The organism is Rhodobacter sp. 4.3.4, from assembly GCF_058724655.1.
In genome coordinates this window covers 1,929,071-1,946,596 of sequence record NZ_CM178967.1, presented here as the reverse complement: position 1 = coordinate 1,946,596, position 17,526 = coordinate 1,929,071, and the positions used below count along the sequence as shown (strand labels likewise).

Sequence of the window (17,526 nt, the reverse complement as noted above, 5' to 3'; positions counted from 1 at the left end):
CCTTGGATTTTCTTCCCGACCTCGTTTCGATGCTGCAGACCGTGCTGGCCTTTGTCGTCGCGCTTTCGATCATCGTGACGGTGCATGAATACGGCCATTACATCGTGGGGCGGCTGTGCGGCATCAAGGCCGAGGCCTTCTCGATCGGCTTTGGGCCAAAGCTGATCAGCCGGGTCGACAAGCATGGCACGGTCTGGAAGATTTCGCTTTTCCCGCTGGGCGGTTACGTCAAGTTTCTGGGCGATGCCAATGCCACCTCGGCGGGGGTGGACGAGGAAACCATGGCGCGGCTGGACGCAAAGGAGCGCCGCCAGTCGATGCATGGCGCGCCGCTCTGGGCGCGGGCGGCGACCGTTGCCGCGGGGCCGGTCTTCAACTTCATCCTGTCGATCCTGGTCTTTGCCGGGGCGATGGCCTGGGAGGGCAAGCCCGCCGTGCCGCCGCAGGTGGCAGAGCTGGTGGCGCTGCCCGGCGGCTCGGGCGATCTGCGCCCGGGCGACCGGCTTCTGGCGATCGAGGGCGTCACGCTGCCCGATTACGACCGGCTGCGCGAGGTGGTGACGCCGGAAAAACCCTTCCTCAGCTATCGCGTGCTGCGCGACGGCACCGATCTGGTGGTCGAGGGGCCGCAGCTGGCGCCGCCGCGCGCGGCACAGGTGCTGCCGGATTCGGCCGCCGATGCGGCGGGCATCCGGGCGGGCGACGTGATCACCGCGATCGACGGGCAGCCGATCTGGCGCTTTGACGATCTGGTCGCCAAGGTCGGTGCGGGCAAGGGCGCCGCCCTGACGCTGGATCTGTGGCGTCCCGCCGCCGAGGGCACGGGCGGCAGCAGGCTTTCGGTGACGCTGACGCCGAAAATCGTCGACATCCCGCGCCCCGACGGCAGTTTCGTCAGCGATTACAAGATCGGCCTGATCGCCGGTCCGGGCTTCAGCCCGGTCACTGAGGCGATCGGCCCGGTCGAGGCGCTGGTGGGCGGGGCGAAACAGACCTGGGGGGCGATCACCGCCTCGGTCTCGGCGATCGAACATATCGTGCTGGGCAAGATTTCCAGCTGCAACCTGCGCGGCGCCATCGGCATTGCCGAGGGCTCGGGCGCGGCGGCCAAGGCGGGGGTGGCGGATTTCATCTGGTTCATCGCCATGCTGTCGACCGCGGTGGGCTTCATCAACCTGTTCCCGATCCCGGTGCTTGATGGCGGCCATCTGATGTTCCACCTCTGGGAAGGGGTCACCGGCAAGCCGCCGTCGGATCGGGTGATGAGCCTTCTGGTCTCGGTCGGGCTGGCTTTGGTGCTGGCGCTGATGGCCTTTGGCCTGTGGAACGATCTGGTGTGCTGAGACCGGACGGGGCGGGGCGGCAAAGCCCGGACCTGCCCCGATAGGCCCCGATTTGGCCGCCCTGATTTCGCCGCATTGAACGGGTATTTCCGTTCCGGGAACCAAGGGAGACCCGATCATGCAGGCGGTTCTGAGCGACGGATACCGGAGCCTCGCGCTCGTTTTCGATCTGGCGGCCGACCGTATTCTGGTACCGGTGGCGATCTTCCTGGCCCTTGCCGCGGCCTTGGCGATCGGCATCGGAGTTTCGGCGCTGCTGCCCGGTATCGATCCGACCCTGCATCAGCTTTGACCGATCTACCATATCTCGCGGCGTCCTTGCGCCTGAACACGGTCTGTCGCTTTGACAAGGGCCGTCTTTCTGGTTAGTCACGTCAGAGAACTGCGCCAAGCGACCTGACGGGGAGAGTGCGATGACGATCCGGCTGCAACTTGCCAAGCCCAAGGCGAAGGCCCGTCTGGGGACGCTTGCGACCAGCACATTCCTTGCCTTTGCCGTGCCTTGCGCCTTTGTTGCCGCGCCCGTGCTGGCGCAGGACTACGCGTTTCGAAACGTGAAGATCGAGGGCAACGAGCGGATCGAACCGGCGACGATCCTCAGCTATGCCGGAATCGCCAAGGGCGCCAAGGTCAGCGCCGGGGCGCTGAACGACGCTTTTCAGCGGCTGCAGGGCTCGGGCCTGTTCGAGCGCGTCGAGATCGTGCCGCAGGGCAATACGCTGGTGATCCGGGTCAAGGAATATCCGACCGTCAACATCGTCGCTTTCGAAGGCAACAAGATCCTCAAGGATGACAAGCTGGCCGCGATCGTCAAGACGCAGCCGCGCAAGGTGTTGTCGCCGGCGACGCTGGAAGCCGATGCCGCCGCGCTGGCCGAGGGCTATGCCACCGCCGGCCGTCTGGCGGCCCGTGTCGATCCGAAGGTGATCAAGCGCGACGGCAATCGCGTCGATGTGGTCTTCGAGATCAAGGAAGGCGCCGTCTCCGAGGTCAACCGCATCACCTTCACCGGCAACCGCTCTTTCTCGGACCGGCGTCTGCGCGACGTTCTGGGCACGAAGCAGGCGGGCATCCTGCACCGGCTGATCCAGCGCGACACTTTCGTGCCCGACCGGGTGCAGCTGGACCGGCAGATGCTGGTCGATTTCTACCATTCGCGCGGCTACCCGGATGTGGAAGTGACCGGCGTTTCCTCGGAAATGACCCGCGACCGCGAAGGCTTCTTCATGACCTTCAACATCCGCGAGGGGCAGCAATACAAATTCGGCCAGATCACCACGGTCTCCGAAGTGCCCGAACTGGATGTCAAGGATTTCGCGGGGCTGGCCAAGATCCGATCGGGCCGGATCTATTCGCCGACCGATATCGATTACGCCGTGACCCGGATGGAGGAGGTGGCGCTGCGCAAGGGCGTCAACTTCGTCCGCGTCGAGCCGCGCATCACCCGCGACCCGCGCACGCAGACGCTGAACGTCGAATTCGCGCTGGTGCGGGGCGAGCGCGTCTTTGTCGAGCGCATCGACATCGAGGGCAACACCACCACGCTCGACAGCGTGATCCGGCGCGAATTCAACACGGTGGAAGGCGATCCCTTCAACCCGCGCGAAATCAAGAACGCCTCCGAACGGATCCGCGCGCTTGGCTTCTTCTCCAAGGCCGATGTCGGCACGAAACCGGGCACCGGCCCCGATCAGGTGATCGTCGGCGTCGATGTCGAGGAACAGCCGACCGGCTCGCTGACCTTTGGTGCCAGCTACGGGGCGTCGGCCGGGTTCGGGATCAATGCCTCGCTCGAGGAAGCGAACTTCCTGGGGCGCGGGCAATATCTGGGCATCTCCATCGGCACGACCAAGGACAACCAGCAGAATTCGATCGACTTCATCGAACCGCATCTGCTGGGCCGCGACCTGAAGGGGCGGTTCCGGATCTGGTACAACACTTCGGAAAACGACAATTCCGATTACAATACCAAGATGATGGGGATTTCGCCCTCGCTGGAATTCCCGCTTGCGCGGAACGCGCGGCTGGAAATGCGCTACAGCTTCCTGCGCAACGAGCTTTACGGCGTGAAGGACTATAATGCCGACCCGGATGGCGATACGGCGGGCGGTATCGATCCCGATGGGACCGCCGATGATGTGGGCTCCTCGCCGATCCTGAGCGACGAAGAGGGCAAGCGCAACAGCATGGGCCCGGGCTATACCTACACCTGGGACACCCGCCGCACCGGCATCGACCCGCGCACCGGCTTCACCTTCCGTTTCAGCCAGGATCTTTACGGTCTGGGCGGCGATGTCGAGGCGCTGAAGACCACGGCGCTGCTTCGTGCCGAGCGCAAGGTCTGGAACGAGGATGTGACCCTGCGCGCCGAGCTGGAGGGCGGGGCGATCGCCGCGCGGGGCGATACCACGCTGACGGTTCTGGATCGCTTCTCGGGCAACAACAAGGTGCGTGGCTTTGAGGGCAATGGCTACGGCCCGCGCGATCGGAACGTGCCGAACCAGGACGCCCTAGGCGGCAAATATTACGCCGCGCTGCGTCTGGAAACCGAGTTCCCGCTCGGCCTGCCCGAAGAGTATGGCATTCATGGCGGTCTGTTCTGGGATACCGGCTCGGTCTGGGGGCTCGACAATACCGCGGGCGGTCCGAACCGCACCGATACGGTCGATGATTCGATGCATCTGCGCTCTGCGGTCGGCTTCTCGGTGTTCTGGGATTCGGCGCTTGGCCCGCTGCGGCTGAACTTCATGACGGCGCTGAAAAAGGAAGATTACGACGAGGAGCAGAATTTCGACCTGACCATCGCGACGAAGTTCTGAGCCGATGCGGAAGATGCGCCGCCAAGGACAGATCGGGCCGGGGGCGATCCCCGGCCTTTTGCGCCTGTGCGTTCTGGCGCTCGGCCTGATGCTGGCGCCGCTGCCCGGTCTGGCGCAGGACAAGCCGCCTGCGCTGCCGGTGCTGACGCTCGATATCGAGCGGCTCTTTGACGACACGCTTTGGGGCAAGGCGATCACCGCCGGGCTGGCGCGCGAGTCGGCGGCGCTTGCGGCGGAAAACACCCGCATCGCCGATGACCTGATCGCCGAAGAAAAGCTGCTTACCGAACGCCGGGCGAAGCTGACGCCCGCGGCCTTTCGCGCCGAGGCCGATGCCTTCGACGAACGCGCGACGGGGATCCGTGCGGCGCAAAAGGCCAAGGCGCAGGCGCTGACGCAAAGCTACGAGGCGGCACGGCAGGCGTTTTATGTCGCCTCCGGTCCGCTGATCGACGAGATCCTGACCCGCCGCGGCGCGGTGATGGTGCTGGACCGGCGCGCGATCATCCGCGGTCTGGAAGCGGCTGACATCACCGGCGATCTGGCGCGGCTGATGGATGCGCGTCTGGGGACCGGCCCCGCCGCCGCCGCGCCCGGCCAGCCCGGGGACGGGGCGGGTGGCGGCGAATAGCCGCCCATGCCGATGCGCCCCGTCCTTGCCAAGCGGAACGCGCGACGCTAGCAACGGCCAAAGGCCCCGACCCTGCCGCGGGCCCGTTTTGGAAGGATCGAAGATGAGCGAACCCGCCCCCTACACCAGCGCCGATCTGAGCCTGATCAAGCGGATCATCCCGCACCGTTACCCCTTCCTGATGGTCGACAAGGTGCGCGACATCGTGCCTTTCGAAAGCGCGGTGGGGATCAAATGCGTGACCAACAACGAGCCGCAATTCACCGGCCATTTCCCCGAGGAACCGGTGATGCCGGGGGTGATGATCGTCGAGGCGATGGCGCAGACGGCGGCGGTGGTCGTGGGCATTTCGATGAACGTGATCGACAAGCCGCTTGGCACCTATTTCATGGCGATCGACGCCTGCAAGTTCCGCCGCAAGGTGGTGCCGGGCGACGTGCTTGAAATGAAGGTCACGGTCAAGCGCGGCGGTGGCAAGGTGTGGAAATTCCTCGGCGAATCCTTTGTCGAGGGGCAGCTGGCCGCCACCGCCGAATTCACCGCGATGATGGATCTGAAGGGCTGACCATGGCCGTTGATGCAACCGCCCGCGTGCATGGTTCCTCGGTGATCGAGCCGGGGGCGGTGATCGGCCCCGGCTGCCTGATCGGCCCCTTTTGCCACATCGGCCCCGAGGTCGTACTGGCCGAGGGGGTGGAGCTGAAAAGCCATGTGGTGATCGCCGGTGCGACCGAGATCGGCGCGGGCACCGTGGTCTTTCCCTTCGCCTCGCTGGGGCAGATCCCGCAGGATCTGAAATTCAAGGGCGAGAAGACGCGGCTGGTGATCGGCGCGCGCAACCGCATCCGCGAATATGTGACGATGAACTCCGGCACCGAGGGCGGCGGCGGCGTGACCCGGGTGGGCGATGACGGGCTGTTCATGGCCAATTGTCACGTCGCCCATGACGTGCAGATCGGCAACCGCGTCATTCTGGTGAATTCGGTCGCCATCGCGGGCCATTGCGTGATCGAAGACGATGTGATCGTCGGCGGGCTTTCGGGCGTGCATCAATGGGTGCGCATCGGCCATGGCGCGATCATCGGGGCGCTGTCGATGGTGGCCTCGGACGTGATCCCGCATGCGCTGGTCGCCGGGCCGCGCGCCGGGCTGGAGGGGCTGAACCTTGTCGGGCTGAAGCGCCGCGGTGTCGAACGTTCCGAAATTTCGGCATTGCGCGAACTTTACGCGGCGCTTGGCGATGGCAATTTCCGCGAACAGGCCCGCAAACTCTCGGAAGAGGGCACCGACAGTGCCCATGTCCGCGAAGTGCTTGATTTCATCCTTGGTCCTTCGGACCGCAGCTTCCTGACGCCGCGATGAGCGTCGGATCTGAAACCGCGCTGATCGCCGGGGGCGGCGCGCTGCCCGGGCTGCTTTTGCAGGCCGCGCCCGGGATGCTGGTCTGCGCGCTGGAAGGCCAGCCCGCGCCGGGCGGATCGGTGCTGCCGTTCCGCATCGAGCGGCTGGTGCCCTTCCTCGACACGCTGACGGATCGCGGCATCCGGCGCGTCTGTTTTGCGGGGGCGATGCAACGGCCGAAGCTGGAGCCCGAGCTTTTCGACGCCCGCACCGCCGCGCTGGTGCCGCGGCTTGTGGGGGCGATGCAGGCGGGCGATGACGCGACGCTGCGCGCGGTGATCGCGCTTTTCGAGGACTGGGACTTCGAGGTGATCGGCGCCGACAGCATCGCCCCGGATCTTGTGCCGGGCGACGGGCTGTTGTGCGGCAGCGTCGGCGATCAGGACCAGCTTGATGCTGCACGCGCAGCGGAAATCGTCGCGGCCTTGGGCGCCGTCGATGTCGGGCAGGGGGCGGTGGTGGCCCGTGGTCTCTGCCTTGGGGTCGAGGCGCTTCCGGGCACCGATGCGCTCCTTGATTTCGTTGCCGCGCATCGCGGGCTGGTGCCGATGCCGAAGGCGGGCGTCTTTTTCAAAGCACCGAAACCGGGTCAGGATCGGCGCATCGACCTGCCCGCACTGGGTCCGCAGACGGTGGCCAGGGTCGCCGCGGCGGGGCTTTGCGGCATCGTCTTCGAGGCGGGCGGCGTGCTGCTTCTGGATCGCGCGGCAACGATTGCGGCGGCCGAAGCGGCCGGGATTTTCCTCTGGGGGCGCAGCCCGTGAAGCTTTTTCTCGTCGCCGGCGAAGCCTCTGGCGACAAGCTGGGCGCGGCACTGATGGCGGCGCTGATCGAGCTCGTTCCCGGTGTGACATTCGCGGGCATCGGCGGGCCGCAGATGGAAGCCCTTGGTCTGAAAAGCCTTTTTCCGATGGAAGAGCTATCGGTGATGGGGCTGCTGGAGGTGCTGCCGAAATATCGCCAGCTGAAACGCCGCATTGCCGAGACGGCTCAGGCAGTTCTGGAGACCGCCCCCGACGCGCTCATCACCATCGACAGCCCGGATTTCTGTCTGCGCGTGGCGCGGATCGTCAAGACCGCCCGACCGGCGCAAAAGACGGTGCATTACGTCGCCCCCTCGGTCTGGGCCTGGCGTCCCGGGCGCGCGGCGAAGATGGCCGAAGTGATCGACCACGTTCTGGCGCTTTTGCCCTTCGAGCCGCCCTACATGACCGCCGCGGGGATGAGCTGCGATTTCGTCGGCCATCCGGTCGTGGCCGAGCCGCGCGCGACCGAGGCCGAAGCAACCGCGCTGCGCCAGACGCTGATGATCGGTCCCGATCAGCCGGTGCTGCTGTGTCTGCCCGGCTCGCGGCGCGGCGAGGTGAAGCGGCTGATGCCGCGCTTCGCCGCGACCGTCGCTGCGCTGCGGCGCGATGTGCCCGGGCTGCGCGTGCTCATTCCCACCGTGCGCGGCGTGGCGCCGGAGGTGCGCAAGCTCGCCTGCCGCTGGGACGAGGTGCCGAATGTGATTTCGGACCCGGCCGAGAAGCGCGCGGCCTTTGCCACGGCCAATCTGGCGCTGGCGGCCTCGGGCACGGTCAGTCTGGAACTGGCGGCGAACCGGGTGCCGATGGTGATCGGCTATCGGATGAACTGGCTGACCTGGCACATCACCAAGCGCGCGATGCTGATCGACACGGTGACGCTGGTCAATCTGGTGTCCGAAACCCGGGCGGTGCCGGAATTTCTTGGCCCGGCCTGTCGGGCAAAGCCGATGGCGCAGGCGCTGCATGCGATCCTGCACGATCCCGCGCGCCGCGCGGCACAGATCGCGGCGATGGAGCTGACGATGCAGCGTCTGGGCGAGGGCGGCGAAGCCCCGGGCCTGCGTGCGGCGCGCTCGGTTCTGGCCTGCCTTCAAAGCGGCTGAATCACGACCCCTTCGGCCTGCAATTTGCTGCGCAGCAATTTCGCCATTTCAAGGGCTTGCGGCGTGTCTCCATGCAGGCAGACGGTATCGATCCGCGCCGGGATGCGATGGCCGCTGGCCGAGATAATCGCACCTGCGCGCAGCATCGCCAGAATCCGCGCCGCGGCCTCCTCGGCGTCGTGCAGCACTGCGCCCGGAAGCGACCGATCGACCAGCGTTGCGTCGTCGTTATAGGCGCGGTCGGCGAAAATCTCACCCGCCCAATCGGCGTTCAGATCCTGCGCCGCGGCCTCCTGCGCCGTGGCCGAAAGCACCATCAGTTTCAGATCGGGCACGACGGACAGCGCCGCGCCATAGCAGCTGCGGGCCAGATCGGAATCTTCGGACGCCATGTTCGAGAGCGCCCCGTGCAGCTTGAAATGTCTCAATTTCAAGCTCTTGGCCTGTGCCACGGCGGCCATGGCCCCGGTCTGCCAGGCGATCAGATCGACCAGTTCGGATTTCGAAAGCACCATCCTTGTGCGGCCGAAATTTGCCCGGTCATCAAAGCCCGGATGCACGCCGAGGCCGACGCCCTTTTCGGCCGCCAGTGCCATCACCCGCGCCATCTCCAGCGGCCCGCCCGCATGCAGCCCGCAGCAGATATTGGCCGAGGTCACGACCTCAAGCAGCGCCGCATCCGCGCCCGCGCCTTCGCCCATGTCGGAATTGAGATCAAGCTTCATGCGTCTTCCTCGTCGCCGCGGATCATGCCCGAGATCAGCTGATAGGCCAGAAGATCGGAAATGTCGCGCGGATCGCGGCGCAGCGGGCGGAGCAGGCGGCGGATCTGCGCCAGCCAGAGCGCCTCGGGCGGCGAGGCGGTCTCGGCAGCATCGAGCGGGATTTCGACCAGCCTCAGGGCGGTTCCGGGGCGGGCCTGCGCGGCGCGGGGCAGATCAACCGGGATCACCGTGCCAAGCCGGGGATAGCCACCGATCGTCTGGCAATCGGCCAGAAGCACAACCGCTTGTCCCATTCCGGTCATCTGGAGGTCCCCCGGGCCGATGAAATCCGAGAGCAACCCGGAGGTTTCGGTGGCAAAGGGGCCGCCGTCCTGAACCAGCGCCAGCCCCTGACGGCTGGCCGGACCGGCGCGAAAGCTAGTGGCAAAGGCGCGGGCCCGCGTTTCGGCGTCGAAAAGCGCGGTCTGCGGCCCGGCGATCACCCGCAGCGCGCCGCCGGTGAACCGGTCCTCTGGCGGCAGATGCTGCGGTGCAGCATCGGGGGCCGGATCGGGACCGAAGGGCAGGCGCAGGCCCGCGCGAACCACTGTGCCCAGTTCCGCAGCGGCAAGGGTGGCGCGGGCGCCCAGCGTTTCCGGCGTCAAAAGTCCGCCCGCGAGCGACAGATAGCCGTAAACACCGCTCTCGCCCGGGCGCAGATCCAGCACCGCGCCGGGCGTCAGCGCATGAGATGCGTTCCAGATCAAGGGCTTGCCGTCGCAACTGGCCTGCATCGGCGCCCCGGTCAGCGCGATGCGGCTGGCGGCGGTGATGCGAAACCGCCCGCCCGTCAACGGCAGTTCCAGCGCGGCTTGCGGCCGGGATTGCCCCAGAAGCGCCGCGGCTTCCCAGAGCGCGCGGCGGTCTGCGGCGCCGCCGGTCGAGAGACCGAAGGCGGTGTAGCCCGGCCGCCCCAAATCCTGAACCGAAATTCCGGGACCGGCGGAAATGACTTCGATATATCCTGTCATTTCGGAAAACTCAGAATCGCACCGCCCAGGGGATCGCCTTTGTCGAGCAGCATGGCGATGGTTTCTGCACTTGTCGGGGTGAATCGCAGAAAATCCCCCGGGCGCAGCAGGAAAGGCGCCCCGGCCGTTGCCGTAAAGGGGCGAAAGGCGGTGCGGCCGAGCGCCCGCCAGCCGGTGGGCGAGGGCGCGGCGAAGAGCACGATCTGCCGCAGCGCGGTGGTGATCGTGCCCGCCGCGACCCGTGGCGTCAGCGCGGGCAGGCGGGGCATCTGCCAATGCGCGGGCAGGGTGCCCAAGTAAGGCTGACCCGGCGCGAAGCCCAGTGCCAGAACCCGCAGGTCCGTTGCGCAAAGCTCGGAAATCAAAGCGCTTTCGCTGCGGCCCGCCAAGGCGGCGGCCTCGGCCAGATCGGCGCCCCAGGTGCCGCCGAAACAGGCGGGCACGCGCCAATGACGCGCCGCAACCGGCGCTGCGGGCGTGCCATCCAGCCGATGCCGCAGCGCGGCCAGCACCTCGGCGCGCTGGGTCGCCAGCCGGTCGAAGCGCAGCAGCACCGAGCCCAGACCGGGGGCGACCTCGGTCTGGCCGGGGATCGGATCCGCGCTGAGCGCCGCCGCCAGGGCCTGCGCGGCGCTGTTCGCTTCCTCCGACCAGGTGGTGGCAAAGCGGATCAGCACGCCGTCAAGGCCAAGGGGCAAAAGCTCGGGCGGGTTCATTCGGCATCCAGTGCGAGCACGTCGACCGCCTGTCGTGTCTTGGCCGGGCCTGTCGTGCGCAAGGCGCCGCGGATCGGCGCCACATCGTCGTAATCGCGGCCGACGGCGACGGTGACGAAATCCACCCCGGCGGTCTGATCATTCGTCGGATCGAACTCGATCCAGCCCATTTCGCGCCCGACCCAGGCCCGCACCCAGGCATGCATCGCATCCGCGCCCTCCAGCCGCGGCTGTCCGGGTGGCGGAAAAGTGCGCAGGAAACCAGAGACATAGCCCGCGGGAATGCCGATGCCGCGCAGGGCGGCGATCATCACATGGGTGAAATCCTGACAGACGCCGCGACCGCGGGCGAAGGCCTCGCGCGGGGGGGTGTCGACCGTCGTCGCCTCGGCGTCGAAGGTCATGTGCCGGTGCAGCGCATGGCCGACGGCGGCAACGGCGCTTGCGGCGGTCATCGTGCGGCTGGTCGCGGCGCGGGCAAAGGCGGTGATCTCGGGGCAGGGCACGACCCGCGGCGAGGCGCCCAGAAAATGATGCGGGGCGGTGGGGGCCAGCATCGTCTCGGCGGCGATCTCGGCGCCAAGTTTCGGCAGCGACGGCGAGAGGTCGAGCGGCACTGGCTGCGCCAGCCGTTCGATCCTTGCGGAAAGTTCAAAGCGCACATCGGCGACGGGGCGGTGCCAGACCACCGAGGTCACCGCATTGCCGAAGAAATCCAGCCCGTCGCGGCGCTCGTCCGGGGCCGGGTCGAGCGTCAGCCGCCGCGCCACCACCCGCTGCGCCCCGGCAATGTCGGGCGGCAGCAGCCGCGCCAGATTGCGCAGATGATCCGAGGGCGCGGCGTAATCGTAGTCGATCGCCAGTTTGATGTCGTAGCGCATGACCTACCCCAGATAGCTTTGCGTCACGAGGTTTGAAATCTCCGCCACCTCGGCGCGCAGCGTCAGCAGCCGCTGCGTGGTGATGTCATCGGGCGCAGCGACCGAGAGCAGGCTTTCGACCGGCACGATGGCGCGCGAAAGCGCCGCCAGCCGCCCGTTCTCGCGCGCATGCGGCAGATCGGCGGCCAAGGCCCGCATCCGCGCGATCTGAAACAGGATCGAGCGCGGGTTGTCGCCATCCAGCGCCAGCAGATCCACCACCGTCTCGCGCGAGCGTTCCATGCGGTAGCGGCGCTGATGCGTGATCACGCTGTCGGCCACCTCGATCGCGATATCCAGACAGCCCGAGGGCGCCCTGGTATCGGCGAAAGTCGCCAGAACCGCCGTCAGCGCATCGGTCCGTTCGAGCGCGCGGCCAAAGCTGAGGAAGGTCCAGCCGGAAAAACGATACATGTTTTCATGCACAAGGCCGGAAAAGCCGGTGATCTTGCGCAACAGCACCGACATCGCGCGGGCGGCATCATCGCCCGGTTTCGCGGTCTGGCTCATCGAGCGGGCCGTGCGGGCAAGATCCGCCAGCGCCGCCCAGCCGTCGGTCGAAAACCGGTCGCGGACCTTGGCGGCGCAACCGCGGGCGGCCTCGATCCGGTCGATCAGCGCGCCGGGAACGGGTTGGCCCAGCGTGATGCCATAGCCGCCAAGGAAGCTGCGCAACAGCCGCAGCCTTGCGTCTTCGGGATTGTCGGTGGCGGCCAGGCGCAGGTGATAGGCGCGAATGAGCCGGATCGCGTCTTCGGTGCGTTCGACATAGCGGCCCAGCCAGTAAAGATTGTCGGCCGCCCGTGCGGGCAGGATGCCCGGACTGGCCCGGCGCACGCCTTTTTCCGGCCGGGGAAGCAGGCTTTTCTGCCGCACCGGCCGGTCGGCGACGACCCAGACATCGGCCACGGCGCCGCCGCGCTGCATCGCCAGCGCCGTGGTGTCGCCAGACCGCCCGATGCGGGCATAGCCGCCCTTCATGAAGGTCCAGTTGCCGGTCGCATCGCGGGCGGCAAAGACCCGCACCGTCATCGGCCGCGGCTCGATCCGGTTTGCGCCGGTGCCGCTGTCGACCCAGGCGGGGGTGGTGGACAGCGTCACCGCCTCCTGGCCGACCAGCATCTGCCCCTCGGCCTCCAGCCAGTCGGAAATCGACGCCCGCGCTGTGCCGCGCAAGGTGCCGCCCAGCGCGGTGGCCGCGCCCAGATCGAAGGGCAGATCGCAGGCATAGGCCGAGCCGATCATCATCCGCTCGGCATGGGCGCGCACGAAGGCGCGTTCGGTGGTGCCGCCACACCACCAGGTCGCGATATTGGGGATTTTCAGCGGCTGGCCGCGCAGCACCTCGCAGATGCGGGGCAGAAAGGCCATCATCGCCCGCATCTCCATCACGCCCGAGCCCAGCGCATTGACCAGCGCCAGATTGCCCGCCCGGATCGCCTCGACCAGACCGGGGGTGCCGATCTGGCTCGTGGCGTCCAGCTCCACCGGATCGGCAAAGGCCGCATCGATGCGCCGCCACAACACCCCCAAGGGCTGCGGCCCCTCGATCGTGCGCACCATCGCCTGACCGTCCTGCACCAGCAGATCTTCGCCCTCGAGCAGCATCAGGCCCAGATAGCGGGCGATATAAGTGTGTTCGTAATAGGTGTCGTTCGAGGGGCCGGGCGTCAGGATCGCCGCGGCGCGTTCCTGCCCGCCCGGCGCCTGGGCCAGCCGCTCCAGCGCGGCGCGGAAGGTGCCGAAGAACCCGGCCAGCCGGTGGATATGGGCGCGCGGAAAGCGTTCGGGGAAGATGCGGCCCGTGGCCATGCGGTTTTCCAGCGCGAAACCTGCCCCCGAGGGCGCCTGCGTCCGGTCGCCCAGCACGAACCAGCGGCCATCCGGGGCGCGGCCGATCTCGAAGGCCAGCACATGCAGGAAATAGCCGCCGCGTGGGGTGATGCCGACCATCGGGCGCAGCCATTGCCGCGAGCCCGCGATCAGCTCGGCGGGCAGATGGCCCTCGCTGACCAGCCGCCCGGGGCCGTAAAGATCGGCCATCACCGCTTCCAGCAGATCGGCGCGCTGCGTCAGCCCGGCGCAGATCGTCTCCCATTCCGTTTCGTGCAGGATCACCGGAACATGCGAAAGCGGCCATTCCCGTTCCGCCAGCGGATCATTCGAATACTGCCGGAAGAAGACGCCGGCATCGCGCAGATACTGGTCGGCGCGTTCGAACCGCGCGGTGATCTCGGCCGGGGAGAGCCGGGCGAAGCGCTCGACAAAGCGCTTCCAGACCGGGCGCATCTGCCCCGCCGCATCGAAAAGCTCGTCCGCCACCCCGGGCGAGAGCCGGTAATGGGCGAACAGGTCATTCGCGGGATGGGGCGGGGGCGTCTGGGTCATGGGGCACCGGGGCTTGAGCCTCACTCAAGCCCGATGGGACGGCGCAGGTCAAGGGTCAGCGGAAATTCCGGATGCGGCGTCTCGGGGGCGGGGACATAGGCGCCGGGGCTGTGGCCCATCGGCTCGAAACGGGCAAGGCGCCGCGCCTCGGCCTCATAGGCATTGACCGGGAAAGTGTCGTAATTGCGCCCGCCCGGATGGGCGACGTGCCAGGTGCAGCCCGCCAAAGCCCGGCCCGACCAGCGGTCGTAGATGTCAAAGACCAGCGGCGTGTTCACCGGCAGCGTCGGATGCAGCGCGGCGGGCGCTTGCCAGGCCTTGAAGCGCACCCCCGCGACCGAGGTTCCCGCGGTGCCCGTGCGCGTCATCGGCACCGGACGGCGGTTGCACATCACGGTATAGCGGTCCTGATGCAGGCTTGTGAGCTTCACCTGCAGCCGCTCGACCGAGCTGTCGGTATAGCGCACCGTGCCGCCGATGGCGCCGGTCTCGCCCAGCACATGCCAGGGCTCCAGCGCCTGACGCAGTTCCAGATGCACGCCCTCGGCCTCGATCTGACCGCAGAAGGGGAAGCGGAATTCCGATTGCGCCTCGAACCAGACCGGATCGAAGTCAAAGCCATGCGCGCGCAGATCGGCCAGCAGCGACAGCAGATCCTCCCACAGGTAATGCGGCAGCATGAAACGGTCATGCAGAACCGTGCCCCAGCGCACCGGGCGGCCGGTGACGGGGGCGGCCCAGCAGCGCGCGATCAGCGCCCGGATCAGCAGTTGCTGCGCAAGGCTCATCCGGGGGTGGGGCGGCATTTCGAAGCCGCGGAACTCGACCAGACCCAGACGGCCGGTGGGGCCATCGGGGGAATAAAGCTTGTCGATGCAGATCTCGGCGCGATGGGTGTTGCCGGTGACATCGATCAGCATGTTGCGCAGCAGCCGGTCCACCAGCCAGGGCGGCGGCAGGTTGCCGCCATGCACGGGGTCACCGATCTGGGCGAGCGCGATTTCGAGTTCGTAAAGCGTGTCATGCCGCGCCTCGTCGATCCGCGGCGCCTGAGAGGTCGGCCCGATGAAGAGACCCGAGAAGAGGTAAGACAGGCAGGGATGGCGCTGCCAGATCAGGATCAGCGATTTGAGCAAATCGGGGCGGCGCAGGAACGGGCTGTCATTCGGCGTCGCGCCCCCGACGACGACATGGTTGCCGCCGCCGGTGCCGGTGTGGCGCCCGTCGATCATGAACTTGTCGGCGCCAAGACGCGAGAGCCGGGCCTCGGCATAGATCGCCTCGGTGGTGGCGACGCACTCCTCCCAGCTGTGCGCGGGGTGAATGTTCACCTCGATCACGCCCGGATCGGGGGCGACGCGGATCACGTTGAGCCGCGGGTCATGGGGCGGCGCATAGCCCTCGATATGGATGGGCAGGTTCAGCTCGGCCGCCGTCGCCTCGGCGCTGGCGATCAGGTCGAGGTAGTCTTCGAGCGTGTCGCAAGGCGGCATGAACAGGCACAGCCGCCCGTCGCGCGGCTCGATCGCAATCGCCGTGCGCACCGCCCCCGTGGCCGGGTCGGTGCCCTGCGCCAAAAGCGCTTGCCGTTCGGTCGGGTCACTCTCGGTCCGGGTGGATTTCTGCTGATGCTCCGGGCTGACCGCAGGCAGGAAGGCCGCCTGTTCCCGGGCTTCCTCGGCGGCCAGCCGGTCGATCTCGGCCTGGATCTTCGCGCGCCGTTCCGCAATGGCGGCGCTGAAATCCGGCAGCGGCCCGACTTCGACGGTCGGATCGGCCGGGTAGGAATAGGGATAGGAGTCGGCGGGCACATACGGCAGGGCGCCGAGGGGCAGGCGGAACCCCACCGGGCTGTCCCCGGGCACCAGGAACAGATGCCCGCGCCGCGGCTTCCAGAGTTCCGAGCGCCAGCGCCGCCCCCCGGCCCGGCCCTGCCAGGGCTGGATCGGCAGCACGAAGCCCGAGGGCTCGGTCAGGCCGCGGTTGAAGACGCGGGCGTAACGGGCGCGATCCTCGGGGTTCTTCAGCTTCGGGTTTTCCGGGCTGACATTCGGCGGCAGGTTCGCTTCCTTCAGGATCCATTCGCCCGGGTCTTCATAGGCGGGCTGGGCAAAGACCGGATCAAGCCCCAGATGCGTGGCGAAGCGTTCCATGAAGCGCCCGGCCTCGGCGGGGCCGACCCCCGTTTCGGCGTTTTCGCGCGCGATCAGATCGGGGTTTTGCCAGACCGGCACGCCATCGCGGCGCCAGTAGAGCGAAAAGGTCCAGCGCGGCAGGCTCTCGCCCGGATACCACTTGCCCTGGCCGTAATGCAAAAAGCCCCCCGGCGCGAAGCGCGCCTGCAAGCGGCGGATCAGATCATCGGCGCGCGCGCGTTTTTGCGGCCCGACGGCCTCGGTGTTCCATTCCGCCGTCTCGAAATCATCGACCGAAACGAAGGTCGGCTCCCCCCCCATGGTCAGCCGCACATCCCCCGCCCGCAAGGCGTCATCGACCCGGTGGCCCAGCGCATCGAGCCGCTCCCAGGCTTCGTCGGAGAAGGGCTTGGTGATGCGCGGATGTTCGGCCACCCGCTTCACCTGCATGTCAAAGGTAAAGCGCGTCTCGGGCGTGCCCGCGGCGGTGAAGCCCCCCGCGATCGGCGCGGCATTGCGGTAATGCGGGGTGGCCGCCAGCGGGATATGGCTTTCCCCCGCCAGAAGCCCCGAGGTCGGGTCAAGCCCCACCCAGCCCGCACCGGGCAGGAAGACCTCGACCCAGGCGTGCAGATCGGTGAAATCGACCTCGGTTCCCGAAGGGCCATCCAGCGCCTTCACATCGGGGGCGAGCTGAATGAGATAGCCCGAGACGAAGCGGGCGGCAAACCCCAGATGGCGCGCCACCTGCACCAGCAGCCAGGAACTGTCGCGGCACGAGCCCGAGGCCAGCCCCAGCGTTTCATCGGGCGTCTGCACCCCGGGTTCCATGCGGATCGTGTAGCGCACCTCGCGCGCGATCCGGGCGTTCAGATCAACCAGAAAATCCACCGTCCGGGTCTTGCTGAAGTCGATCGTGCCGATGAACTGCGCCAGCCGTGGCCCCTCGGGTTCCGGTGTGCGGTAGATCGACAGGTCTTCGCGCAGATCCTCGGGATAGTCGAAGGGCCAATGCTCGGCGGTTTCCTCCAGGAAGAAATCGAACGGGTTGTAAACGGTCATGTCGGCGACCAGATCGACCTCGATCTTCAGCTCGGTCACCGGCTCGGGAAAGACGAAGCGGGCCAGCCAGTTGCCATAGGGGTCCTGCTGGTGGTTGACGAAATGGCCGCCCGGGCTGACCTTGAGGCTGTGCGAAATCACCCGTGTGCGCGAATGTGGCGCCGGGCGCAGCCGGATGATCTGCGGCCCCAGGGTCACCGGCCGGTCATAGGTATAATGCGTCAGGTGATGAATGGATGCGTGAATGGCCATGGTCTTCCCCCGTGTTGCCCCGACTTTAGGCAGAGGCGGCGCATATGCCACGGCAAAGAGATGTCACGCGTCGCAAGGGCGCGTGAATTCGGGCAGAAGCCTGAAATTTGGGCGATGTCTGGCTTGCGCCGGGGCGCCGCAAGGGTGGCTGTCGCGGCGCAGGCAGGGGCACAGGCACAGGTGCGGGGATTGGGGCGGGCGTTCCGGGCCGC

The 17,526-nt window shown here is 67.4% G+C and carries 14 protein-coding genes; 8 read left to right on the top strand and 6 right to left on the bottom strand.

Annotated elements, in window-relative coordinates; genetic code table 11:
* Positions 1-2 precede the first annotated feature (2 nt).
* The 8 genes from rseP (at position 3) to lpxB (ending at position 8,106) form a co-directional block, all read left to right on the top strand.
* Positions 3-1,343: an RIP metalloprotease RseP gene (gene rseP, locus AC4PTB_RS09430; protein ID WP_492189722.1), complete on the top strand. Its 1,341-nt coding sequence runs from the start codon at positions 3-5 to the stop codon at positions 1,341-1,343.
* 118 nt (positions 1,344-1,461) lie between these two features.
* Positions 1,462-1,635 carry a hypothetical protein gene (locus AC4PTB_RS09425; protein ID WP_492189721.1) on the top strand — a complete coding sequence of 58 codons (174 nt, stop codon included), beginning with the start codon at positions 1,462-1,464 and terminating at the stop codon, positions 1,633-1,635.
* 121 nt (positions 1,636-1,756) lie between these two features.
* Complete coding sequence (gene bamA / locus AC4PTB_RS09420; RefSeq protein WP_492189720.1) at positions 1,757-4,162, top strand: outer membrane protein assembly factor BamA; 2,406 nt, start codon at positions 1,757-1,759, stop codon at positions 4,160-4,162.
* A gap of 13 nt (positions 4,163-4,175) precedes the next feature.
* Positions 4,176-4,793, top strand: coding sequence for an OmpH/Skp family outer membrane protein (locus tag AC4PTB_RS09415; protein WP_492189719.1), 618 nt, complete (start codon positions 4,176-4,178; stop codon positions 4,791-4,793).
* 103 nt (positions 4,794-4,896) lie between these two features.
* A complete protein-coding gene (fabZ, locus tag AC4PTB_RS09410; protein WP_492189718.1) occupies positions 4,897-5,358 on the top strand; it encodes a 3-hydroxyacyl-ACP dehydratase FabZ in 462 nt (153 codons plus the stop codon).
* A 2-nt stretch (positions 5,359-5,360) separates the two neighbouring features.
* Positions 5,361-6,155 carry an acyl-ACP--UDP-N-acetylglucosamine O-acyltransferase gene (lpxA, locus tag AC4PTB_RS09405; protein WP_492189717.1) on the top strand — a complete coding sequence of 265 codons (795 nt, stop codon included), beginning with the start codon at positions 5,361-5,363 and terminating at the stop codon, positions 6,153-6,155.
* Entirely contained in the window at positions 6,152-6,958 is an 807-nt protein-coding gene (locus tag AC4PTB_RS09400; protein WP_492189716.1) for an LpxI family protein, read from the top strand. Before lpxA ends, AC4PTB_RS09400 begins: the two co-directional genes overlap by 4 nt.
* Complete coding sequence (lpxB, locus tag AC4PTB_RS09395; RefSeq protein ID WP_492189715.1) at positions 6,955-8,106, top strand: lipid-A-disaccharide synthase; 1,152 nt, start codon at positions 6,955-6,957, stop codon at positions 8,104-8,106. Before AC4PTB_RS09400 ends, lpxB begins: the two co-directional genes overlap by 4 nt.
* Here lpxB and AC4PTB_RS09390 read toward each other — a convergent pair.
* The 6 genes from AC4PTB_RS09390 to AC4PTB_RS09365 are packed head-to-tail and all read right to left on the bottom strand — an operon-like array spanning position 8,094 to position 17,314.
* Positions 8,094-8,831: a LamB/YcsF family protein gene (locus AC4PTB_RS09390; RefSeq protein WP_492189714.1), complete on the bottom strand. Its 738-nt coding sequence runs from the start codon at positions 8,829-8,831 to the stop codon at positions 8,094-8,096. The genes lpxB and AC4PTB_RS09390 overlap by 13 nt on opposite strands.
* Positions 8,828-9,841 (bottom strand): 5-oxoprolinase subunit C family protein, encoded by a 1,014-nt coding sequence (locus AC4PTB_RS09385; RefSeq protein WP_492189713.1) that lies wholly within the window; start codon positions 9,839-9,841, stop codon positions 8,828-8,830. Before AC4PTB_RS09385 ends, AC4PTB_RS09390 begins: the two co-directional genes overlap by 4 nt.
* Positions 9,838-10,557, bottom strand: a complete 720-nt coding sequence (locus tag AC4PTB_RS09380; RefSeq protein ID WP_492189712.1) for a 5-oxoprolinase subunit B family protein — start codon at positions 10,555-10,557, stop codon at positions 9,838-9,840. Before AC4PTB_RS09380 ends, AC4PTB_RS09385 begins: the two co-directional genes overlap by 4 nt.
* Positions 10,554-11,438 carry a transglutaminase family protein gene (locus AC4PTB_RS09375; protein WP_492189711.1) on the bottom strand — a complete coding sequence of 295 codons (885 nt, stop codon included), beginning with the start codon at positions 11,436-11,438 and terminating at the stop codon, positions 10,554-10,556. The genes AC4PTB_RS09380 and AC4PTB_RS09375 overlap by 4 nt, the downstream gene beginning before the upstream one ends.
* A 3-nt stretch (positions 11,439-11,441) precedes the next feature.
* On the bottom strand, positions 11,442-13,865 hold the full coding sequence (locus AC4PTB_RS09370; RefSeq protein ID WP_492189710.1) for a circularly permuted type 2 ATP-grasp protein: 2,424 nt from the start codon (positions 13,863-13,865) through the stop codon (positions 11,442-11,444).
* Between the two features lie 20 nt (positions 13,866-13,885).
* A complete protein-coding gene (locus AC4PTB_RS09365) occupies positions 13,886-17,314 on the bottom strand; it encodes a transglutaminase family protein (RefSeq protein WP_492189709.1) in 3,429 nt (1,142 codons plus the stop codon).
* Positions 17,315-17,526: the final 212 nt, after the last annotated feature.

Coding starts and splice junctions, on each gene's coding strand:
- AC4PTB_RS09425 (WP_492189721.1), top strand. CDS start 1,462: ATGCAGGCGGTTCTGAGCGACGGATACCGGAGCCTCGCGCTCGTTTTC.
- bamA (WP_492189720.1), top strand. CDS start 1,757: ATGACGATCCGGCTGCAACTTGCCAAGCCCAAGGCGAAGGCCCGTCTG.
- AC4PTB_RS09415 (WP_492189719.1), top strand. CDS start 4,176: ATGCGCCGCCAAGGACAGATCGGGCCGGGGGCGATCCCCGGCCTTTTG.
- fabZ (WP_492189718.1), top strand. CDS start 4,897: ATGAGCGAACCCGCCCCCTACACCAGCGCCGATCTGAGCCTGATCAAG.
- lpxA (WP_492189717.1), top strand. CDS start 5,361: ATGGCCGTTGATGCAACCGCCCGCGTGCATGGTTCCTCGGTGATCGAG.
- AC4PTB_RS09400 (WP_492189716.1), top strand. CDS start 6,152: ATGAGCGTCGGATCTGAAACCGCGCTGATCGCCGGGGGCGGCGCGCTG.
- AC4PTB_RS09390 (WP_492189714.1), bottom strand. CDS start 8,831: ATGAAGCTTGATCTCAATTCCGACATGGGCGAAGGCGCGGGCGCGGAT.
- AC4PTB_RS09385 (WP_492189713.1), bottom strand. CDS start 9,841: ATGACAGGATATATCGAAGTCATTTCCGCCGGTCCCGGAATTTCGGTT.
- AC4PTB_RS09380 (WP_492189712.1), bottom strand. CDS start 10,557: ATGAACCCGCCCGAGCTTTTGCCCCTTGGCCTTGACGGCGTGCTGATC.
- AC4PTB_RS09375 (WP_492189711.1), bottom strand. CDS start 11,438: ATGCGCTACGACATCAAACTGGCGATCGACTACGATTACGCCGCGCCC.
- AC4PTB_RS09370 (WP_492189710.1), bottom strand. CDS start 13,865: ATGACCCAGACGCCCCCGCCCCATCCCGCGAATGACCTGTTCGCCCAT.
- AC4PTB_RS09365 (WP_492189709.1), bottom strand. CDS start 17,314: ATGGCCATTCACGCATCCATTCATCACCTGACGCATTATACCTATGAC.